Source organism: Roseomonas sp. F4, assembly GCF_053891155.1.
The window spans coordinates 152066-170886 of record NZ_JBSSHK010000002.1; the positions used below are offsets into that span (position 1 = coordinate 152066).

13 protein-coding genes are annotated in these 18821 nt (G+C 73.2%); 4 read left to right on the forward strand and 9 right to left on the reverse strand.

The window, feature by feature from the left end; genetic code table 11:
- Positions 1 to 20: 20 nt before the first annotated feature.
- Both ACVFYP_RS08175 and ACVFYP_RS08180 read left to right on the forward strand, forming a co-directional pair.
- Positions 21 to 2645: a glycosyltransferase gene (locus ACVFYP_RS08175; protein WP_499199668.1), complete on the forward strand. Its 2625-nt coding sequence runs from the start codon at positions 21 to 23 to the stop codon at positions 2643 to 2645.
- The gene (locus tag ACVFYP_RS08180; RefSeq protein WP_499199669.1) at positions 2642 to 4573 is read left to right on the forward strand and encodes a DUF6212 domain-containing protein; all 1932 of its coding nucleotides are present in this window, start codon (positions 2642 to 2644) and stop codon (positions 4571 to 4573) included. Before ACVFYP_RS08175 ends, ACVFYP_RS08180 begins: the two co-directional genes overlap by 4 nt.
- 39 nt (positions 4574 to 4612) lie before the next feature.
- Here the strand turns inward: ACVFYP_RS08180 and ACVFYP_RS08185 are convergent, their stop codons facing one another.
- From ACVFYP_RS08185 to ACVFYP_RS08220, 8 genes are read right to left on the reverse strand one after another with little or no spacing between them, the layout of a single operon-like run.
- Positions 4613 to 5800, reverse strand: coding sequence for a M20 aminoacylase family protein (locus ACVFYP_RS08185; RefSeq protein WP_499199670.1), 1188 nt, complete (start codon positions 5798 to 5800; stop codon positions 4613 to 4615).
- Positions 5801 to 5847: 47 nt separating this feature from the next.
- The gene (locus tag ACVFYP_RS08190; RefSeq protein WP_499199671.1) at positions 5848 to 6504 is read right to left on the reverse strand and encodes a DUF1028 domain-containing protein; all 657 of its coding nucleotides are present in this window, start codon (positions 6502 to 6504) and stop codon (positions 5848 to 5850) included.
- A gap of 22 nt (positions 6505 to 6526) precedes the next feature.
- Positions 6527 to 7165 (reverse strand): hypothetical protein, encoded by a 639-nt coding sequence (locus ACVFYP_RS08195; protein WP_499199672.1) that lies wholly within the window; start codon positions 7163 to 7165, stop codon positions 6527 to 6529.
- A gap of 34 nt (positions 7166 to 7199) precedes the next feature.
- Positions 7200 to 8378 (reverse strand): aminotransferase class V-fold PLP-dependent enzyme, encoded by a 1179-nt coding sequence (locus ACVFYP_RS08200; RefSeq protein WP_499199673.1) that lies wholly within the window; start codon positions 8376 to 8378, stop codon positions 7200 to 7202.
- Positions 8375 to 9862: a glycerol kinase GlpK gene (gene glpK / locus ACVFYP_RS08205; RefSeq protein ID WP_499199674.1), complete on the reverse strand. Its 1488-nt coding sequence runs from the start codon at positions 9860 to 9862 to the stop codon at positions 8375 to 8377. The genes ACVFYP_RS08200 and glpK overlap by 4 nt, the downstream gene beginning before the upstream one ends.
- Positions 9859 to 10920, reverse strand: a complete 1062-nt coding sequence (locus ACVFYP_RS08210; protein WP_499199675.1) for a hypothetical protein — start codon at positions 10918 to 10920, stop codon at positions 9859 to 9861. The genes glpK and ACVFYP_RS08210 overlap by 4 nt, the downstream gene beginning before the upstream one ends.
- Before the next feature lie 11 nt (positions 10921 to 10931).
- Entirely contained in the window at positions 10932 to 12059 is a 1128-nt protein-coding gene (locus ACVFYP_RS08215; RefSeq protein ID WP_499199676.1) for a hypothetical protein, read from the reverse strand.
- Positions 12049 to 13890 carry a hypothetical protein gene (locus tag ACVFYP_RS08220; RefSeq protein WP_499199677.1) on the reverse strand — a complete coding sequence of 614 codons (1842 nt, stop codon included), beginning with the start codon at positions 13888 to 13890 and terminating at the stop codon, positions 12049 to 12051. The genes ACVFYP_RS08215 and ACVFYP_RS08220 overlap by 11 nt, the downstream gene beginning before the upstream one ends.
- 47 nt (positions 13891 to 13937) lie before the next feature.
- On the opposite strand from ACVFYP_RS08220, the gene ACVFYP_RS08225 reads away from it, so the two are divergent.
- Positions 13938 to 16223 (forward strand): hypothetical protein, encoded by a 2286-nt coding sequence (locus ACVFYP_RS08225; RefSeq protein ID WP_499199678.1) that lies wholly within the window; start codon positions 13938 to 13940, stop codon positions 16221 to 16223.
- The gene (locus ACVFYP_RS08230; RefSeq protein ID WP_499199679.1) at positions 16220 to 16912 is read left to right on the forward strand and encodes a glutathione S-transferase family protein; all 693 of its coding nucleotides are present in this window, start codon (positions 16220 to 16222) and stop codon (positions 16910 to 16912) included. The genes ACVFYP_RS08225 and ACVFYP_RS08230 overlap by 4 nt, the downstream gene beginning before the upstream one ends.
- A gap of 49 nt (positions 16913 to 16961) precedes the next feature.
- On the opposite strand, the gene ACVFYP_RS08235 is transcribed toward ACVFYP_RS08230, so the two are convergent.
- Positions 16962 to 18800 carry a PHA/PHB synthase family protein gene (locus ACVFYP_RS08235; RefSeq protein ID WP_499199680.1) on the reverse strand — a complete coding sequence of 613 codons (1839 nt, stop codon included), beginning with the start codon at positions 18798 to 18800 and terminating at the stop codon, positions 16962 to 16964.
- Between the last annotated feature and the right edge of the window lie 21 nt (positions 18801 to 18821).

Below are 18821 nucleotides of genomic sequence, written 5' to 3' on the forward strand. Positions count from 1 at the left end.
CATGCGGAGAGACGAACGGGATGACCTTGATGCCGGCAGAGCATGACGCGCAATCCATCGACATCGGAGTCGTCATCCCCGCCTACAAGCAGCCCGGCTTCCTGGCGGAGGCGCTGGAATCGGTCCTGACCCAGCAGGGTCCTCACCGCATCGGTGCCGTGGTGGTGAATGATGGCTGCCCCTTCGCCCAGACCCACGACACCGCCCTGTCCTATGCCCGCGCCCATCCTGGCCGGATCATCTATCTGCGTCGCACCAATGGCGGGCTTTCGGCGGCGCGCAACACCGGCATCGACTTCATCCTGAAGGCCTGGCCGGGCTGCCGCAGCATCTTCCCGCTGGATGCCGACAACCGCATCAAGCCGCCCTTCCTGGCCCGGGCGCAGGCGCTGCTGGAAGCCTCCCCAGCCAGCACCGGCTGGGTCTATCCGGATTTCGATTTCTTCGGCTTCCAGGAAAACCACTCCACCGCCGGCGACTATTCCTTCTTCATGCATCTGGCGGAGAATTACTGCGAGGCCGGCAGCCTGATCCGGCGCGACGTCTTCGATCGTGGCCTGCGCTACGACGAGGCGATGCGGGCGGGCTTCGAGGATTGGGACTTCTGGTTGCGCGCCGCCTTGGCTGGCTGGCGCGGCCGGCATCTGCCCGCTTCCGGCTTCCAGTACCGCAAGCGCGCCGAGAGCATGCTCGCCAGTTCCGAACGCCAGCGCGGCGTCATCCTCGGCCAGATGCGCAACCGCATGGCGAAGCAGCTCACCGCCCGCCGCCTGGCGGTGCTGGAGGCGGAGGAACTGCCGCGCTTCGCCCTGTTCCAGGATGGCGAGCCGACCGTGGGCTACCTGCTGGACCCGATGATCCCCGCACCGCGGACCGAAGCGCGGGAGATGGCGCGCAGCCGCTTCGTGGAGGCCAGCCGGCAGCCGCGCGCCACGCATTTCCCCTCCTTCTGCTGCTTCACCACGACCGAGGCCTATGAACTGCTGCGCCGGTCGCGCCTGCTGCGCGGCATCTTCCATCAGGCCAATGTCGCGCTGCGGGATGCGCATTTCCTCGCCGTCACCCTGACGCCCTCGGCCGATGGCACGCTGGGCGTGTCCCTGGTCCCGGCCCCGCCGGATGGCGGTGTCAGTGGCGGGGTGGGGGCCGCGGCGGCGATGATCTTCGCCCGCACCATGCTGCTGGAGGAGGTGGCGCGCGACCCCTTCGTCGGCTGGGTCAATTCCGTGAAATCCGACACGCCGAGCCCGCGCCTGGCGCATCTGCCGGTGATGCTGCCGGCCGCCCTGCTGGCCGATGCGCCGCCGCCGGTTGTGGACAGCATGCTGGCGGAGGTCGATGCGCTGCGGGAGCGGATGCTGACACGCTCCTCCCTGTCCACCACCTGGCGGCCGGATGACCGGCGGCCCCGCTTCATGGCGCCGGACCTCTATTACGACCTGGCCCGCTGCGGCGCCGTGCTGCCGCACCTGGCGCCGGGCGACCAGCGCGATATCGGCTTCATCCTGCCGCTGTTCTCCTTCGGCGGGGTGGAAAAGGTGGTGTTCAACTACGCCGCCGCGATGCGCCATGCCGGCTGGCGGCCGCATCTGTTCATCACCGGGGCGCAGAAGGTGCAGCCGCTGGACGGCCATTTCGAGGTCTTCGAGAGCGTCAACTTCTTCGGCGGCGAGGGTATCGAGGGCGGCGACTACGACCGCATGCATCTGGGCGCGCCGGTCTCCGGCTTCGCCATCTGGCGCGACACGCGCGATGCGGTGGGGCTGCTGGCCACCATGGATGTGGTGCTGAACACCCATGCGCTGGGCGGCCACGGCCTGATGCAGCAACTGCGCCAGCAGGGGGTGAAGACCTGGCTCGGCCTGCATCTGGTGGAGAAGGGGCCGCTCGGCAATCCGCTCGGCAACCCGCATATCGCCCTGGCCTATGAAGGTGCCTATGACGGCTTCGTCGTCATCTCCGACCGCCTGCGCGACTGGTGCATCGGCCAGGCGGTGCCGGAGGACAAGGTGGTGAAGGTGCTCAACGCCCCCTCCTACACCGCCGATCCGGCGGTGCTGGCGGCCGCGCTGGCGGCGCGTGGCGCGGCGGAGGACCGCCCGCTGCGGGTGCTCTATCTCGGCCGGCTGGACGCGCAGAAAGGGCTGGACCGGCTGCGCGATGTCATCCTCCAGACCCAGGGCGGCGACATCGTCTGGCGCGTGGTCGGCAAGGCGGTGCTGGACGATGCCGCGCTCGACCTCTCCGCCACCGGGGTGGAGCTGGAGCCGCCGGCGATGACGGGGGCGGAGCTGGATGCGCTCTATGCCTGGGCCGATGTCGTCGTCCTGCCCTCCTTCTTCGAGGGCGTGCCCCTGACGATCCTGGAGGCGCAGCGCTTCGGCTGCGTCATGGTCGCGACCGATGTCGGCGCGGTGACGGAAATCCTGCGTGACCGCGTGGACGGCTTCCTGGTCTCGGTGGACCAGGATGAGGCTGGCGTGGTCGCGCAATTCGCAAGCATTCTCCGCCACCTTGCCGGGAACCGGGCGCGGTTGCGGCAGGTGGGTCTCGCCGCCGCGGCGCGGCTGGCCGATACAAGCTGGAGTCGCAACATGGAGGGCTGGGTGGAGCGGATCGAGCAGACGCTGAGGCCTGCGGCATGAGCATTCTCCAGATCGCGCCCGCCGACCTGTCGGCACTGATGTCCGGCCGCACCGCCGTACTGGCCATCGCCGGCCTGCCAGGGCTGGAAGGGCTGGAACTGCCGGGCATCGAGCTGTGGCTCGCCACCCGCAACGGCAAGACCTTCCGCCTGCACCGCCCGAACGCGGCGGCTGAGCCGGCCGCCACCCTGCCGCTGACCCTGCCGCCGCCCGGCGCCGTCGCCCTGCTGGCCCGCACGGCGGAGGAAGGGCGACCGGTGGCGCAGTGGTGGCAATCGGCCATGGGCCAGCCGGCGCCGCTGGTGCTGGCCGCTGATGCCGCGACCGCCCTGCCGGCCCTGCTGGCGCGGCTGGCGGCGGAGGTGCAGACGGCGCAGGAACGCTGCGTGCGGCTGGAACGGCAACTGGCCGCGACCCGGGTGGATTACGAGGAAACCCGCATCGCCATCGCCAGCGTCACCCGCACGCTCGGCCATCGCCCGCCCGCGCCCCTGTCCCTGGTCGCGGCGCTGGAGCCTTCGGCCCAGCGCATCGGCGTGGCGACGGAGGGGGAGCGGCTGTTCCTGCGCCAACCGCTGGCGCGCAAATTGGAAGGCCTGGCCGCGCTGGCGGTGCATGTCGGCGCCATCAGCGCCGCCACCAGCGGCCCGCTGCGCCTGCGCGTGCTGGGCGAGGAAAGCGGCCGCATCGCCGCCGCCTGGACCGTGCCGATGGAAAGCGTGACGGAAGGCTGGCTGACGCTCGACCTGCCGACCCCGCTGGGGCCGGACCGGGAGACGGCGGTGCTGGAGATCACCGCCGACGTCGCCGGGCCCCATTCCCTGGCCTTCTCGCTGGAGCCCAACTGGGTGCCCGCCGCCGTCGCCTGTGGTCGCGCCGATGGCAGCGACCAGGGCCGCGCCCTGGCCATGCGCATCTGGACCGCGCGTCTGGGCGAGCGTTTCGTGGTGCCGGCGCATTGGGACTGGAACGAGGCCGGCGCCAGCCTGCCGCTGACCGGCGTTCCACTGGCGATCGCGCCGGCCGAGCGCGAGGCCGCGCGAATCCTGGCCGGCAACTGGTCCGGCCTGGGCCAGGCCACGCGCCTCGCCCTCACCGGGACGGAACCCGCCCTGCTGGCGCTGCCGCGCGTGACGGTGCTGGGGACGGATGTGCTGCGGCTCGGCTGGAGCCTGCAAGGCAGCGCCGCGCGCCCCGTTGGCATCGGCGTATGGGTCGTGCCGGCGGGCCATCCGGTGACCGGGCTCGATTCCCTGGCGGCGGAGGGCAGCTTTTCCGGCTGGCGCGATGCCACGCCTGGCCAGGATGGCAGCCTGACCATGCTTCTGCCCCTGGCCCTCGGCCCGCAGGCGCAGATCGTGCTGGCGGTGCAGGGACGCGATGCGGGCACGGAGGGCGTCCTGACGCTGACCGAGCCCAGCCTGATGGCGGCCCGCGACCCCGATGTGCTGCGGGAGGCGCAGCGCGAGGCCGCGATCCAGCGCGGCATCCCGCTGCCGCCGCCGAAGCCGCAGCTGGGGCGGGTGGAGCTGCACCAGCACCTGACCGGCGCGCGCGGCTACCAGCACCTGGATCTGGTGGTGCACGGCCTGGCCGGTGGCGGGGAGGCCTGGCCGCAGATCCGCTTCAAGCTGGCCCTGGCGTCGGACGGCCCATTGCTGGAATTCCGCCGCGGCAAGGGCTGGCCGGAGACCTTCATCCGCTGGCCGGGCACGGAGGCCGACAAGTTCGGCCCGGTGCTGCGGGTGCGGCGCGCCCAGATGCGGGCTTTTGTCGAGGGCCTGGCGCATCCGCGCGACGCCGCCCTGCTCATGACGCTGACCGCGTTGCTGGAGCCGATCGCGGCGGAGGGTGTCGGCCTGGCGAAGCTGGATGCGGACCAGGCCGCGCTGTGGCAGCGCGGCGCAGAGGCCTTGCGGCAGGCCTGATCCCGGCCTCGGGGGCGGAGGGGGAGGCCCCCCTTCGCCTCAGCCCCGCTTCAACTCCTGCTCCACCACGGCGGCGAAGAAGCTGGCGCCGATCGGCAGCAGGTCGTCGTTGAAATCATACTGCACGGTATGCACCGGCGCGCGGCCCTTGGCGCCGGCGGCCTGGCCCAGCTTGATATAGGCGCCGGGCTTCTCCAGCAGCATGTAGGAGAAATCCTCCGCCCCCATCACCGGCGGCATGTCGCGCCGCACCTTGCCCTCGCCCAGCAGCCGCGTGCAGATGCTGGCCGCCAGCCGCGCCTGTTCGGCATGGTTGATGGTGGGCGGATAGCCGCGCTGATAGGTGAACTCCGCCACCGCGTCATGCGCCGCGGCCGTCGCCTCCACCACCCGCCGCATGCTGGCCTCCACCAGATCCTGCACCGCCGGCTTCAGCGTGCGCACGGTGCCGGAGAGTTTCGCCTCGTCGGGGATGATGTTCTGGGCCGTGCCGGCATGGAACTGCGTGGTGGAGATCACCGCCGATTCCAGCGGGTCGACACGGCGCGCGACGATGGTCTGGATCGCGCCCAGGATCTGCGCGCCGACCATGATCGGGTCGATGCCGCCATGCGGCCGCGCCGCATGCCCGCCCTTGCCGCGCACCGTGATGAAGAACACATCGGCCGCCGCCATCATCACATCGTCGCGGATATCCGCCTCTCCCAAAGGAAGGGAGGGATCGTTGTGCATGCCGTAGACGCTGTCGCAGGGGAAGCGCGTGAACAGCCCTTCCTCCATCATCACCTTGGCGCCCGCGCCGCCTTCTTCCGCCGGCTGGAAGATGAAATGCACGGTGCCGTCGAAGTTGCGCGTCTCCGCCAGGTACTTCGCGGCGCCGAGCAGCATGGTGGTGTGCCCGTCATGGCCGCAGGCATGCATCACGCCCGGCGTGGTGGAGGCATGCGGCAGGCCCGTCGCTTCCGTCATCGGCAGCGCGTCCATATCCGCGCGCAGCCCGATGCTCCGGCCCGATCCGCCACCGGAGCCCCCTTGGCCCCGCAGCACGCCGACCACGCCGGTGGTGGCGATGCCGGTATGCACCTCGATGCCCCAGGAGGTCAGCAGCTTCGCCACCTGCGCCGCCGTGCGATGCTCCTCGAAGCGCAGTTCGGGATGCTGGTGCAGGTCGCGGCGCCAGACCTCCATCTCCGGCTGCATCGCCGCAATCCTGTTGTTGATCGGCATGTTTCGGCACCTTTCGGAGAGGGGCGGGGGCTGGCGATGAAGGCGGTTCAGAGGGCGATGGCGTCGTCGGGGTTCAGCACGCGCACGACATAGGCCTCGACCAGCGGCGCATATTCCTCCCACAGCGCGCGCAGCGCCGGGATGGGTTGCGCATGGCCATCGGCGCGCAGATCGACCAGGGCGAAGTCGTGCGGGCCATAGACCAGCAGGCTGGCGGAGCGGACCTCGCCATGCTCGCCCCCCGCCGCCTCCCCGGCCTCCAGCCCCCGCACCAGCCGTTCGGCCAAAGGCAGATCCGGATCGGCGCAAAAGCCCGCCACCATCGCCGCCGGCACCTGGTCGCTCGACAGAATATTGCCGATCGCCACCACATCCGGCCCATGCGCCGCGCCGAATTCGCGCTTCACATGCCGGCCGTGGAAATGCGCGGTGCGGCCCGCCGCATCGATCGCCGCCAATTGCCGCCAGCCATGATCGGGGGTGGAGGCGACCAGCGCCGCCACCGTCTGCTCCGCCGTGCAGCCGGACCGCAGCAGCCCCAGCCCGCGCGGGCCGAGGCGCGGATCGGTGCGGTGCTGCGTCAGCACCGCCCCCACCCCTGGCGCCACGGCATGCACCCGCGCGCCGACCGCGAGGGAGGAGGTGGTGGCGGCCGCGCCGAACTGGCCGGTGCGGGCGCAGCGCGCGATCAGGGAGAAGGTCATCGGGCCTCTTCTGTTGGCGGTCTCAGCGCGGCCCGATGCCCAGGCCGCGGCCCGGCTCCGGATCGACCCAGCCGGAATGCGGGTCCAGCGCCCCGGTCAGGCCCCAGACCCGGCTGCGGGCCAGGCGCTCCACCTCGTCCCGCGCCAGGGATGTGGCGATGCGGGACTGCGGCAGCGGGCCGGGGCGGGTCAGCAGGGCCAGCGTCTCCGCCCCGCCCGGTTCGAACAAAGCCGGGCGCAGCGCCGCCTCCGCCGCCGCGCGATTGCCGCGCAGAAGGGCCTGGTGGGCGGCGGTCAAGGCGCGCACCACCTCATCCGGATCGGCGCCGGCGCGGATGCCCAGGGCGGCGCGGCCTTCCAGCCGCGCCCCACGCAGCTCGAACAACACGCCGGAGGGCAGCGGCGCCCAGCGCAGGTCGCGCTGGAACTCCGCCGTCATCAGCTCCACCTGCGCCGCGGCGCGGGCCATGGCGGCGGGGTCGTTGGTCAGCGACCTGCCGCCATCGGCATAGGCGATCGCCGCCTGCGCCACCGCGTCCCGCAGCGGATCGGCGCTGCCCGCCCCCAGCGCGGCCGGGATGCGGGCGGAAGGGGGCGGGGCGCGCAGCTCGGCGCAGCCGGCCAGCGCCAGGATTGAAAGCGCCATCAGCGCAGGCCGCATGAAAGGACTCTCCCGGCGTGTCACGCCCATAAGCTTAACCGGCTTTGCCGGCGGAGGCGAAGCTTGCCGCGAGGGCCTCGCCAAGCGCGACCAAATCGGCCGCCGCCAACGCCGCCGGATGCACCACCAGCACCCCCTCCCGCATCCGCCCCTGATTCACATGCACCCGCCGGGCGCGGAGCGTCGCCTCCATCCGCGCCGCCATGGCGGCATCGGCACAGCGGATCAGCAGCAGCGGCGTGGCGTCCGCGGTGATCTCGGCGGGCGTCGCGCCCATCGCCGCGCACACCTCCTCCAGCCGCGCAAGCATCCGCGCCTGGCGGGGCGCGTCGCCCTCCGCCCGGAAGCGGCGCAGCGCCACCAGCAGGCCGACGATCTCCTCCTTCCCCGCCTTGCAGGACCGGCCGATGCCGTGGCGTGGCAGGAAGGGCAGGGCCTGGTTGCCGGCAAAGGCGGCGGGCAGGCGGAACTGACCTTCCGGCACATCCAGGTCCAACATCTGCAACAGCGCGCTGGCCACCAGGTCCCGCCGCCCGGCAAGGATGCCACTGGCCTGCGGCCCGCCGATCGCCTTGCCGCCGGAAAAGGCGACGAGATCGGCGCCGGCCTCGACGAAGCCGCGCAGATGGGCCAGGGGCGGCAGTTGCGCGGCCGCATCCACCAGCACCGGCACGCCGGCCGCATGCGCCACCCGCACAACCTCCGCCAGCGGTGGCTCCGACCAGCTTTGCGCCACCCAGAAGACTGCCGCCGTGCCCGGCCCGATCGCCGCCGCCAGCTCCGCCGCCGAGGCGTCGCGCACCCCGGCGCCGGAGAAGCGGTCCGGGATGCCGACCTCCACGATCCGCCCGCCGGCCACTTCCAGCGCCCGGTCGTACATGTTGCGCTGGCCGCGGGCCATGACGAAGTCCCGCTTCGGCCCCGCCGCCGGCAGCGCGTTCATCGCGGTTGGATCGAGCCCCGCGAGGCAGGCGGCGGCGCCGAGCAGCAAGGCGGCTGAGGCGCCGCCGGTGACGATCCCACCCTCCGCCCCCGTGGCTTCGGCGATCTCCCAGCAGGCCGCTTCCTGCAATTCCAGCATGTCGAAACAGGCCGCGGAGGCCTCCGCCATGGCCGCCGCAACCTCCGGCGCCAGGATGCCGCCGGAGAAGCGCGTGACCGTGCCGGCGGCGTTGATGATGGGGGCGATGCCGAGGGTGGCGAGCGCGCTCATCGCGTCAGCACCCGTCGCACCGCATCCTGCCAGCCGGCATGGCGCCGGTCGGCCTCGGCGCGGGGCATGGCGGGCTGGAAGCGGCGATCCAGCCGCCAATGCGCCACCGCCGGCCCGGGCGGCGGCAACAGCCCGGCCTGCAGGCCCGCCAGATAGGCGGCGCCCAGCGCCGTCGTCTCCTGCACCACCGGCCGGTCCACGGGCGCGCCGAGCAGGTCCGCCAGCGCCTGCATGGCGTAGTCGGAGGCCGTCATGCCGCCATCCACGCGGAGAACGGTGGTCCCCGCCGCGCCCCAATCCGCCTGCATCGCCTCCACCAGGTCGCGGGTCTGGAAGGCCACCGCCTCCAGCGCCGCGCGGCAGATCTCGGCGGGGCCGGTGTTGCGGGTCAGGCCGAGGATCGCACCGCGCGCCTCCGCATCCCAATGCGGCGCGCCGAGGCCGGTGAAGGCCGGCACGAAATAGACCGGCTGGGCGGGGTCCGCCTGCGCCGCCAGCGCGCCGCTCTCGGCGGCGTCCTTGATGATGCCGAGCCCGTCGCGCAGCCATTGCACCGCGGCGCCGGCGATGAAGATGGCGCCTTCCAGCGCATAGGTCCGCTGCCCGCCCAATTGCCAGGCCAGCGTCGTCAGCAGCCGGTTCTTCGAGGGCACGGCGGTATCGCCCGTGTTCAGCAGCAGAAAACAGCCCGTGCCATAGGTGGATTTCACCATGCCCGGCGCGAAGCAGGCCTGGCCAAGCATCGCCGCATGCTGGTCCCCGGCCATGCCGCGCACCGGCACGGCGGCGCCGAGCAGGCCGGGCTCGGTCATGCCGAACTCGCAGGCATTGTCCCGCACCTCCGGCAGCAGGGCGGCCGGAATGCCGAACAGCTTCAGCAGGTCGTCATCCCAGCAGCCGCGCCGGATGTCGAACAGCATGGTGCGCGCGGCATTGGTGGCGTCGGTGGCATGCACCCGCCCGCCCGTCAGGCGCCACAGCAGGAAGCAGTCGATGGTGCCGAAAGCGAGGTCGCCGCGTTCCGCCGCCGCCCGCGCGCCGCCCACATTGTCCAGCAGCCAGGCCAGCTTGGTGGCGGAGAAATAGGGGTCCGGCAGCAGCCCGCTGCGCTCCGCGATCAGCGGCGCCGCGCCTTCCGCCGCCAGCCGGGCGCAATGGGCAGCGGTGCGACGGTCCTGCCAGACGATGGCGCGGTGGATCGCCCGGCCGCTGCGGCGGTCCCAGACCACGGTGGTCTCGCGCTGGTTGGTGATGCCGATGCCGGCCAGCGCCTCTGGCCCCACCCCGCCGCCGGACAGCGCATCGCGCATCGTGGCGAGCGTCGCGGTCCAGATATCCTCCGGCTCATGCTCCACCCAGCCGGGAGACGGGAAGTGCTGCGGAAGGGGCCGCTGGGCGCTGGCCAAAGGCGCCAGATCCGGCCCGTGCAGGATGCTGCGGGTGGAAGTGGTGCCCTGGTCGATGGCCAGAAGCAGGTCCTTCATGCCGTCTCCTCCCCATCCTCCGCCGCGCGCAGCACCAGCCAGAAGGCGAAGCCGGTCGCCAGCAGCGGTGCCGCCAGCGCAGCATGCGCGGCCAGCGCCGGCACGACCAGGGCCAGCAGCGGTCCGAGCCCCGCCGACAGCACCGCCAGCGCCAGCGCGGCCAGGATTGCGAGGCGGGCGGAGGCGCGGCTGAGCAGCGCCGCCTGCAAGGCGGCGAAGGCCGGCAGGAAGGCCGCACCGAGCAGCGCCAGGCGATAGGCGTGCAGCGCTTCCTCCGGCAGCACTCCGGCGACAGCCGGGGCACCGCCGAGCAGCAGCGCCATCGCCACCGACAGGGCCTGCAGCGCCAGAAGCGCGGTGGCCAGGCCGAAGGGCGGCAGGGAGCGTGCGAGGGCGACCAGCAGCAGGCCGGGCAGGGCCACCAGCAGCGCCAGGGCCGGCACCATCAGCGGCCCGCCGAGCAGGAAGGTGACGAAAGGCTGGGCCAGCACCGCCAGCGCCAGCGCCAGCCCGGCGATCGTCGGCCCCGCCATCTGGCGCGGGCGCAGTCGCGGATCGGCTGGGCCGGCCGGGGCGGCCAGCAGGAACCCCGTCAGGGCGGCGCCCGCCGCCAGGCCCCAGAAGGCCCCGGCCATCCCGCCCAGCCCGAAGGCGAGGCCGGCCGCCAGCAGCAGCCCGGCGCCGAGCTCGCGCCAGGGCGACAGCCCCAGCGCCGCCGTGACGGCAAGCCCGCCCCAGAGCACCGCCAGCGCCGCCGTGGCCAGCGCCGCCGGCAGCGCCTGGGCCACCGGCAGCCGGTCATCCAGGTGGAACAGCGCGAAGCCGACGACCAGCGCCAGCCCGGCGGCGAGGCCGAGGGGCGTCGCCACCAGCCCCCGCCGCGCCGCTAGCACCGCCGCCGGCGCCCCGGCCAGCAGCGACAGGCCGACCACGCTGGCCAGCAGGATAAGGCCACCCTCCACCCCCGCCAGCCGCAACAGGCCGAAGCCCGTCAGCACGGCCAACATCGGGCCAAGCCAGGCACCCGCCGCCAGCGCCCCGGCGGCACCCTGGATCATCCCGCCATCCCTCATCGCCGCGCCGAGGCCAGCCAGAGTCGCCAGGCACCCGCCTGGGGTCCAGGGGCACCAAGGGCGCCGCCTTGCGCGGCCTTTTCCAGCACCGGCCGCCAGCGTTGCACCAGGGCCTCCAGCGCCGCGAAATCGCGGGCGCGGAACAGGCATTCCGCCAGCCAGGCCAGCGCCGCCTCCCCAGCCGCGCCGCGCGTCACCGCCGCTTCCAAGGCAAGGCGCGCCGCCGGCAGGTCGCCCAGCGCCAGCAGGTCGCGGCCCAGGGCGGCCTCGGCTTCCGCGTCACCCACCGGATCGGCGGCCTCGGCCAGCGCCTGCCAGAGGCCCGCGGCTTCCGCCCGCGCGGCGGCGGCACCGGGCGGGTCCAGCAGGCCGGACAGGGCGGTGCGGTCCAGCGCGCGGGCCAGGGCGCGCTGTGCCGCCAACCCCTCCGCCCCCGCACGGCCGCGGGCGGCGGCGCGCAGGGCCTCGGTCCAGTCCAGCAGACGGCGCTCCACGGCGGGGCGCAGCGCCTCCGCCCGCGCCCGCACCGCCGGATCGGCGTCGCCCAGCGCCAGCCGCAGCAGGTCCGTGCCGCCGGGGCGGGCCGGGTCTGCGGCGATGGCCAGCGCCCGCGCCTTCTGCCCGGCATGGCCCCAGCGCAGCACATCGGTCAGGGATTCCAGCAGCAGCCCATCCGGCAGCGCGCCAGGTTGCGCGGTGGCGATGGCCTCCAGCCGCGCATCCAGCGGATCTTCCGGCAACGGCGCCAGCACCGCCCGCAGCCGGCGCGGCACGCCCCGCGCCAGCGCCACCAGCGCACCGAGCGCCGCCAGCGGGCCGAGACCCGGCAGCAACGCCAGCAGCAGCCGCGCCACCGTGCCGGCCCAGCCATCCTCCGGCAGCGTCGGTCGCAGCAGGGGTAGGGCCAGGCAGCAGCCGAGGTGCAGCACCAGCGCCGTTGCCCACCAGCCCAGGCCCAGGGCCATCGCCACAAATGTCTGCGCCAGCCCGAGCCCGGCCAGCGTCACGGCCAGCCCCGGCCCCTCGCCCGGGCGCAGGGCGCGGGCGGTCCGCCGGTCCGGCCCAGGCCGGGCGAAGCGCCGCCGCTGGGCGCGGCGCCGGTCCGTCACCGGCTCAGCGGCCATGGGTCCCCGCTGCCACCGGGGCACCGCGCGAAAGCCCGTGCAGCAGCGCCACGCCCACCACCACCTGCGCGGTGGCGGAGGGCGCGCGCTCCGCCAGCAAGGCGCGCAGCCGCGCCGCGGCGATCTCCGCCCCGGCCACGGCGGTGCCGGGCAGCAGCACGGACAGGCGCCGGTCTTCCAGACGCGCCTCCAGCAGCAGGTCAGAGCCGCGGAAGGCCTCCGCCATCGCCGCCCGCGTGGCCTCCAGCGCCGCCGCGGCGCGGGCCCCGGCGGGGATCTCGGCCGAGAGCAGCACAAGGTCGAAGCCGAGGCGGCGGGCGAGGCCGGTCATCACGCTGATGGCGCGGCCGGCTTCCTCACCGGGCACCATCAGCCCGCCGCTGGTGGCCGGGCCGGGCAGGCCGGCGATGCCGCCCGCGGATTCCGAGGCCTCGCGCGCCCGCGCCTCCGCCAGCGCCGCGCCGATCCAGCCGGCGGCGGCTTCCAGCGCGGCGATGGTGTCGAGGCCGAAATCGCTGAAGCCGATCTCCTCGATCTTCACCATGCCGAGCAGGGCGCCGTCCCAGGGCGCGACCACCGGCGCGGCCATCACGCCTTCGTCGCCCAGCGCCAGGCGGTCGGTGAGGCGGGTGGCGACCAGGGCGCCGCGGCCCTGGCGGATGGCATCGGTCAGCGGGCCGGGCAGCAGGGTCTGGGAAAGCGCTGCGGCGCCGGCCAGATGCTGCGGCCAGCCCTCGGCGGCGACCAGATGCAGGGTGCGGTCCTCATTCAGCCAGAAGGAACAGGCGGTGCAGCCGGTGGCGGCGCGCAGCAGGCCGGTGGCGCCACGGATCACCCCCTCCGTCCCCTGGCCCATGATGCGGGCCGCCTGGAAGATGGCGGTGCCGGCCTGCAGCCGCGCATTCAGGCGTGCCTCCAGCTCCAGCATTCTCTCGGCCAGGCGCTGATTGGCCTCGGCGATCGATTCGCGGTCCTCGGCGGCGGCGGCGGCGGCGGCCTCGGCGGCGGCCAGGCGGCGGCGCTGGAGGTCGGAGAAGCCGCCGATCAGCATCGCCGCCAGCGGCCACATCAAAGGCAGCATCCAGGCGCCGCTGGTCCAGGCCCCGGCGGTGACGGCGAGGCCGAGCCGCAGTGTGCCGGCGGCGGCGGCCACCACCAGGCCGGGCAGCAGCCCGTAGCGCGCCGCGACATAAAGGATCGGCAGCACGAAGGGCGAGGCCGGGGCGTGGGAGAAGCCGGTGCCGCCGGTGATCAGCCGGTCCACCACCGCCAGCAGCAGCAGTCCGCCAAAACCCTCCACCAGCGCCCGGAACGGCAGGCGCAGCGGCGGCAGGCCGCCGAGGGGCAGGCTGGGCAATTGCGGGCTGGGCGGGCTGGGTGCCGCCGGGTCGCCCAATGGCTCGGGCTCGATCGGCGCGGACTCGACCGGCTCGGCGGCCGGCGGGTCCGGCGCGGCGCGCAGCCGTGCCGCGGCGGCCTCGGCCGAGCCTGGACGATGCCAGGGCCAGCGGCGACGGCGGCGCGGGGCGGCCGGGGGCAGTGAGGGCGTGGCGGCGGACCCGCCCCCCGCCGCCCAGGGCCGGTCCCAGGGCGCACCGACCAGGCCGTTCTCGGACGCCGATTGCTCCGAGGTCGATTCCTCGGAGGTGGATTCCGCCGAGGTGAATTCAGGGGGGGCATAGGCCGGCGCCGCATCCACCGGCAGTTCGCCCGATGCCGCCGGGAGCGGCCCAGGCAGCGCCGCGCGGCGCCTCGTCGAGGCCGTCGGCATCTTCACGCGGGAATCCCCGAAATGGCCATCGCCCTCGATCCAGGCTCTCGGTCTCAGCATTATCGACACAGGGGTGATCGCGCCAGGGCTTGGCCCCCAGGCGCGGCATGGATGTTGCGCTCACGGTGGCCCATGGCGGTTGCCCCTGGCGGCGGACCGATCCCACCGCTACCTGTTCGATGCGCATGTCCTTCACCGCCACCTCCGCCGCGCCCATCCCTGGCCGGCTCCTCGCGGAGCTGTCGCCGGCGCGTCGATTCGCGCTGGCCTTCGCGCTCGCCGCCAGCACGGCCCTGGTGACCGCCACGCTGCTACCCCCGCCCGAGTTGCCGAATACCAGCCAGGCCGCGGGTCCCCGGCCGCTGGAGGACCGCACCGCCGCGAGCCTGGAGCGCGCCGCCGCCGCCCGGCCGGACGACCCCGCGGCGCTGCGCCGCCTGGCGGCCTATCTGCGCGCTGGGCACAATCCGCACCAACTCGCCCAGACGCTGGAACGGCTGCATAGCCTGACCGGCGAGATCCCGCCGTTGCGGGAGGCGATGCAGTTGCACACCGAGCTGGGCGACCTCACAGCCGCCCGCAACGCGCTGGAACGCCTCTCGACCCTCGGCGCCACCAGCCAGGCGGAGGCGCTGCGGCTGGCGGCGCTGCGGCTGGAACAGGGCGATGCCGGCAGTGCCTTCGCCGGCCTGCTCGCCGCGCTGGAACGCATGCCGACACCGGAACTCGCTCTGCGCGCCATGCAGGCCGCCGCCCGGCTGCCCGACCCGGCACGGGCGATGCGGCCGATGGGCGCGCTGCTGGCCCAGGCGGCGCCGGATCTGATGGAAGCGCTGCGGCGCGTGCTGATGGGCGATGGTCGCCCGGACCTCGCACTGTTCCTGCTGGAGGGGCTGCCGGCGGAGGCGCAGGCGCGCCCGGCCACCGCGCTGCTGCTGGCCCAAGCCGAATCCCGGGCCGGCTGGGGCGGCGGGGCGCTCGCACGGCTGCTGGCCCTGCGCGCGACGGAGGGTCTGCCGGCCGGCGGCGGGGCGCTGCTGATCACGTTGGCGCTGGAACAGGACCAGCTGGAGGAGGCCTTCGCCGTCGCCGCGCTGCTGCCGCCGGAGGCCTGGCCCCCGGCGCTGGCCACCGATTTGCGGGAGGCCGCGGTGGGGCGGGAGACGGCGCTGTTCGCCCGCCTCGACCCGCAGCGCCTGGCCAGCCGGCCGGAGGTGGCGGCCGTGGTGGCGCTGGCACGGGGCGACCGCGTGCTGGCCCGGCGCTTCGCCCAGCAGGCGGTGGAACTGCCGCCCGATTCGCTGGAAGGCGCCCGCGCCGTCGCCGCTGTGCTGCGCGAACTCGGCCAGGATCAGGCGGCATATGACCGGCTGCGCCGCGCCATCGAGGCCGGGGAGGACGGGCCGCTCACTACGCGCCTTTTCGCCGAACTCGCCGCCTGGCCGCCGCGCCGGTCTGCCGCTTTGCCGTTGCTGGAACGGCTGCGGCAAAGCGGGCCGGTGGCCGGGGCCGCCTGGCTGCGGTTGGCCCTGGCGGAGGGTCGCACCGCCGATGCCACCCGATTCCTGGCCGGCGGCGGCACCGCCTCCGCCTCCGCCCTGACGGCGACGCTGACGCTGGCGGCGCAGCGGCGCCAGGCGGCGCTGGCCGAGGCCGCCGCCACCGCGCTGCGCGCCTTGCCGGAATGGCCGGAAGGCTGGACCGCGCAGGAGGTGACGGTGACTGCGGCGCTGGCCCGGCCGTTGACCACGCAAAGCCTGACCGCCGCTCTGAACCTGCTGGCCTGGACCACCGATGTGGCCGCCAGCGACCGCGTGGTGCTGCTGCTGGCCGCGGCGCCGGAGGTGGCGGGGTCCGCCGCCTTCCTCGGCGCGGCGCAGCATCCCGCGCTGCCCCTGCTGCTGCGCGGGGCGGCCGATATGGATGAGGCGGGAACGGCGCGGCTGGCGCTGGTCTCCATGCTGGCGCCGGCCCAGGCGGTGCCGCTGCTGCGCGCGCGGGCGGCGACGGATCCGGCGCGCTTCGGCCCCGGCCTGGTGCTGGCGCTGTTGCGCGGGGAGGGGCCGGCGGCCGGGGAGGCGGCGCTGCGCGAGCTGCTGCCGCGCCTGACGCGCCAGGCGCGTGACCAGGCGATGTTCCTGGTGCTGGCGGCGGCGCCGCAGGATTCGCAGGCGCTGCTGCGCGGCGTGGCGGAATCGGCGCTCGGCCCCGGCTGGCCGCTGCGCTACGAGGCGATGCTGGAGGGTGAGGGCCGCCGCGCCGAATTGCTGGCCGCACTCCGCACCCGCGCCGCGCGGGCCGGGCTGGCGGAGCGGCAGGAGATCGCGCTGCGGCTGCGCGAGCTGGGGGATGCCGAGGGCGCCGATGCGGTCCGGCGGGGAGATGTGCCATGACGCTGCGGATGTATGACCTGGCCGGCGCCGATCCGGCGCGGCGCTTCAGCCCCTATTGCTGGCGGGTGAAGCTGGCCCTGGCCGCCAAGGGGCTGGCGGTGGAAACCATCCCCTGGCGCTTCACCGAACGCGCCGCCATCGCCGCCCATGGCGCGGAGAAGGTGCCGGTGCTGCTGGATGGCGACCGGGTGGTGACGGAAAGCCTCGCCATCGCCGAATATCTGGAGGCGACATATCCCGACCGCCCCAGCCTGTTCGGCGGCCCCGGCGGCCTGGCGCTGGCGCGCTTCGTCAATGCCTGGGCGGATGCGGTGGTGAATGCCGGGCTGGTGAAGCTGGTGGTGGCGGATATCGTCGAGGTGCTGCATCCGGACGATGTCGGCTATTTCCGCGAAAGCCGTGAGGCCCGCTTCGGCATGGCGCTGGCGGCGGTGCAGGCGGATCGCGATCGCGCGGTGGAGACATTCCGGCGCGACCTGCACCCGCTGCGGATGATGCTGCGCGGCCAGCCCTTTCTGGGTGGGGCGGCGCCGATGCAGGCGGATGCCATCGTCTTCGGCGGCTTCCAATGGGCGCGCTGCGTCAGCCCGTTCCGGGTGCTGGCGGCGGATGATCCGGTGGAGGCCTGGCGGCAGCGGATGCTGGACGCGCATGGCGGGCTGGCCCGGCAGGCGCCGGGGTTCGACTGAAAGGGCGTTCGGGGGGCTGCGCAGCCCCCCTCACACTTCCTTCTGGGGTTCAGTCCTTGGCCATCACCAGCACATAGCTGCCGGGCGCCTCGCCAAGGCCGGCTTCGGCGGGCTGGCGGGCGGGCACCATCTCCTTGTCGATGGCGGTGACCCAGCGCTGCCAGTCCGGCCACCAGGACCCGGCCAGCTCCGTCGCGCCCTTGAACCACTCCTCCGGATCGGGCGGCAGGCTGGTGTTCACCCAGTGGCTGTATTTCCCGGAATCGGGCGGGTTCACCACGCCGGCGATGTGACCGGAAGCTGCGAGGACGAAGCGGGTCTTGCCGCCATAGATCTGGGTGGCGCGGTAGGTGGATTTCCACGGCGCGATGTGATCCTCCCGCGTCGAGATCAGGTAGCTCGGCACCTTGATCTTCCGCAGGTCGATCTTCACGCCGTCTAGCTCGATCTCGCCCGGCTTCACCAGGTCGTTCTGCTGGTACATCCGCCGCAGGTAGAAGCTGTGCATCTTCGCCGGCATGCGGGTGCTGTCGTCGTTCCAGTACAGCAGGTCGAAGGGGAAAGGCTCCTGCCCCAGCAGGTAGTTGTTCACCACGAAGGACCAGATCAGGTCATTGGCGCGCAGCATGTTGAAGGTCGTCGCCATCTCCCGCCCTTCGAGGAAGCCCTTCTTCGACATCTTCTCCTCGATGCCCAGAAGCTGTTCCTCGTCGATGAAGACGCCGAGCTCCCCGGCCTCCTCGAAATCGGTCATGGTGACGAAATAGGTGGCGGATTTGATCCGCGTGTCCTTCCGGGCGGCCATATGCGCCAGGGTGCAGGACAGCAGGGTGCCGCCCAGGCAATAGCCGATGGCATTGACCGCCTTTTCCCCGGTCGCCGCCTCGATCGCGTCGAGCGCCGCATAGGGCCCCTCGCGCATGTAATCCTCGAACCCCTTCTCCGCGAGGTTCTCGTCCGGGTTGACCCAGGAGACGACGAAGACCGTATGCCCCTGCTCCACCGCCCAGCGGATAAAACTGTTCTTGGGGCGGAGGTCGAGAATGTAGAACTTGTTGATCCAGGGCGGCAGGATCAGCAGCGGCCGCTTCAGCACCTTGTCGGTGGTCGGCGTGTACTGGATCAATTCCATCAGCGCGTTGCGGAACACCACGCGGCCGGGGGTCACCGCGATGTTCTCGCCGACCTTGAACTTGCTGTCGTCGGTCATGCGGATGCGCAGGTTGCCCTTGCCGCGTTCCAGGTCGGACAGCAGGTTGGACAGGCCCTTCAGCAGGTTCTCCCCGCCCGTCTCGGCGGTGCGGCGCAGCACTTCCGGATTGGTCATCAGGAAGTTGGAGGGGCTCATCGCATCGACGAATTGCCGCGTGTAGAAATCCACCTTCTGGGCGGTCTTGTTGTCCAGCCCCTCCGCGCCCTGCACCACATTGGTGAAGTAGCGGGCCGAGAGCAGGTAGGACTGGCGGATGAAGTCGAAGACCTCATTCTCCCGCCACGCCTCGTCCTTGAAGCGCTTGTCGCCCTTGGTTTCCTCGATCACCGGGGCGGTGGGCTCGCCCATCATGCGCCGGGCGGTGTTCTGCCACAGCGTCAGATAGTCCTGCCAGAAGCCAATCTGCGCCTGCATCAGCCGCGCCGGATTGGCCATCAGCCGCGCCGTCATGTCGAGGAAGGCGCTGCCGATCTGCAGCGGGTCGGGGCCAGTGGCGGGGGCGCCATCGGCCTGGCGCTTCAGGAAGTCGCCGACGATGCGCTGCCCCCGCTCCGCCACATCCGCCATGGTGCGGGACACCAGCGCCGGGTCGGGCAGGCGGAAGCTGGCGGCCGCGCCCTTGTCGCCGGACTCCGGAGACCCGGCACCCGGCTTCGAACCATCCTGTTGCGCCATGCGCCCCCCAAAAGCCCATCC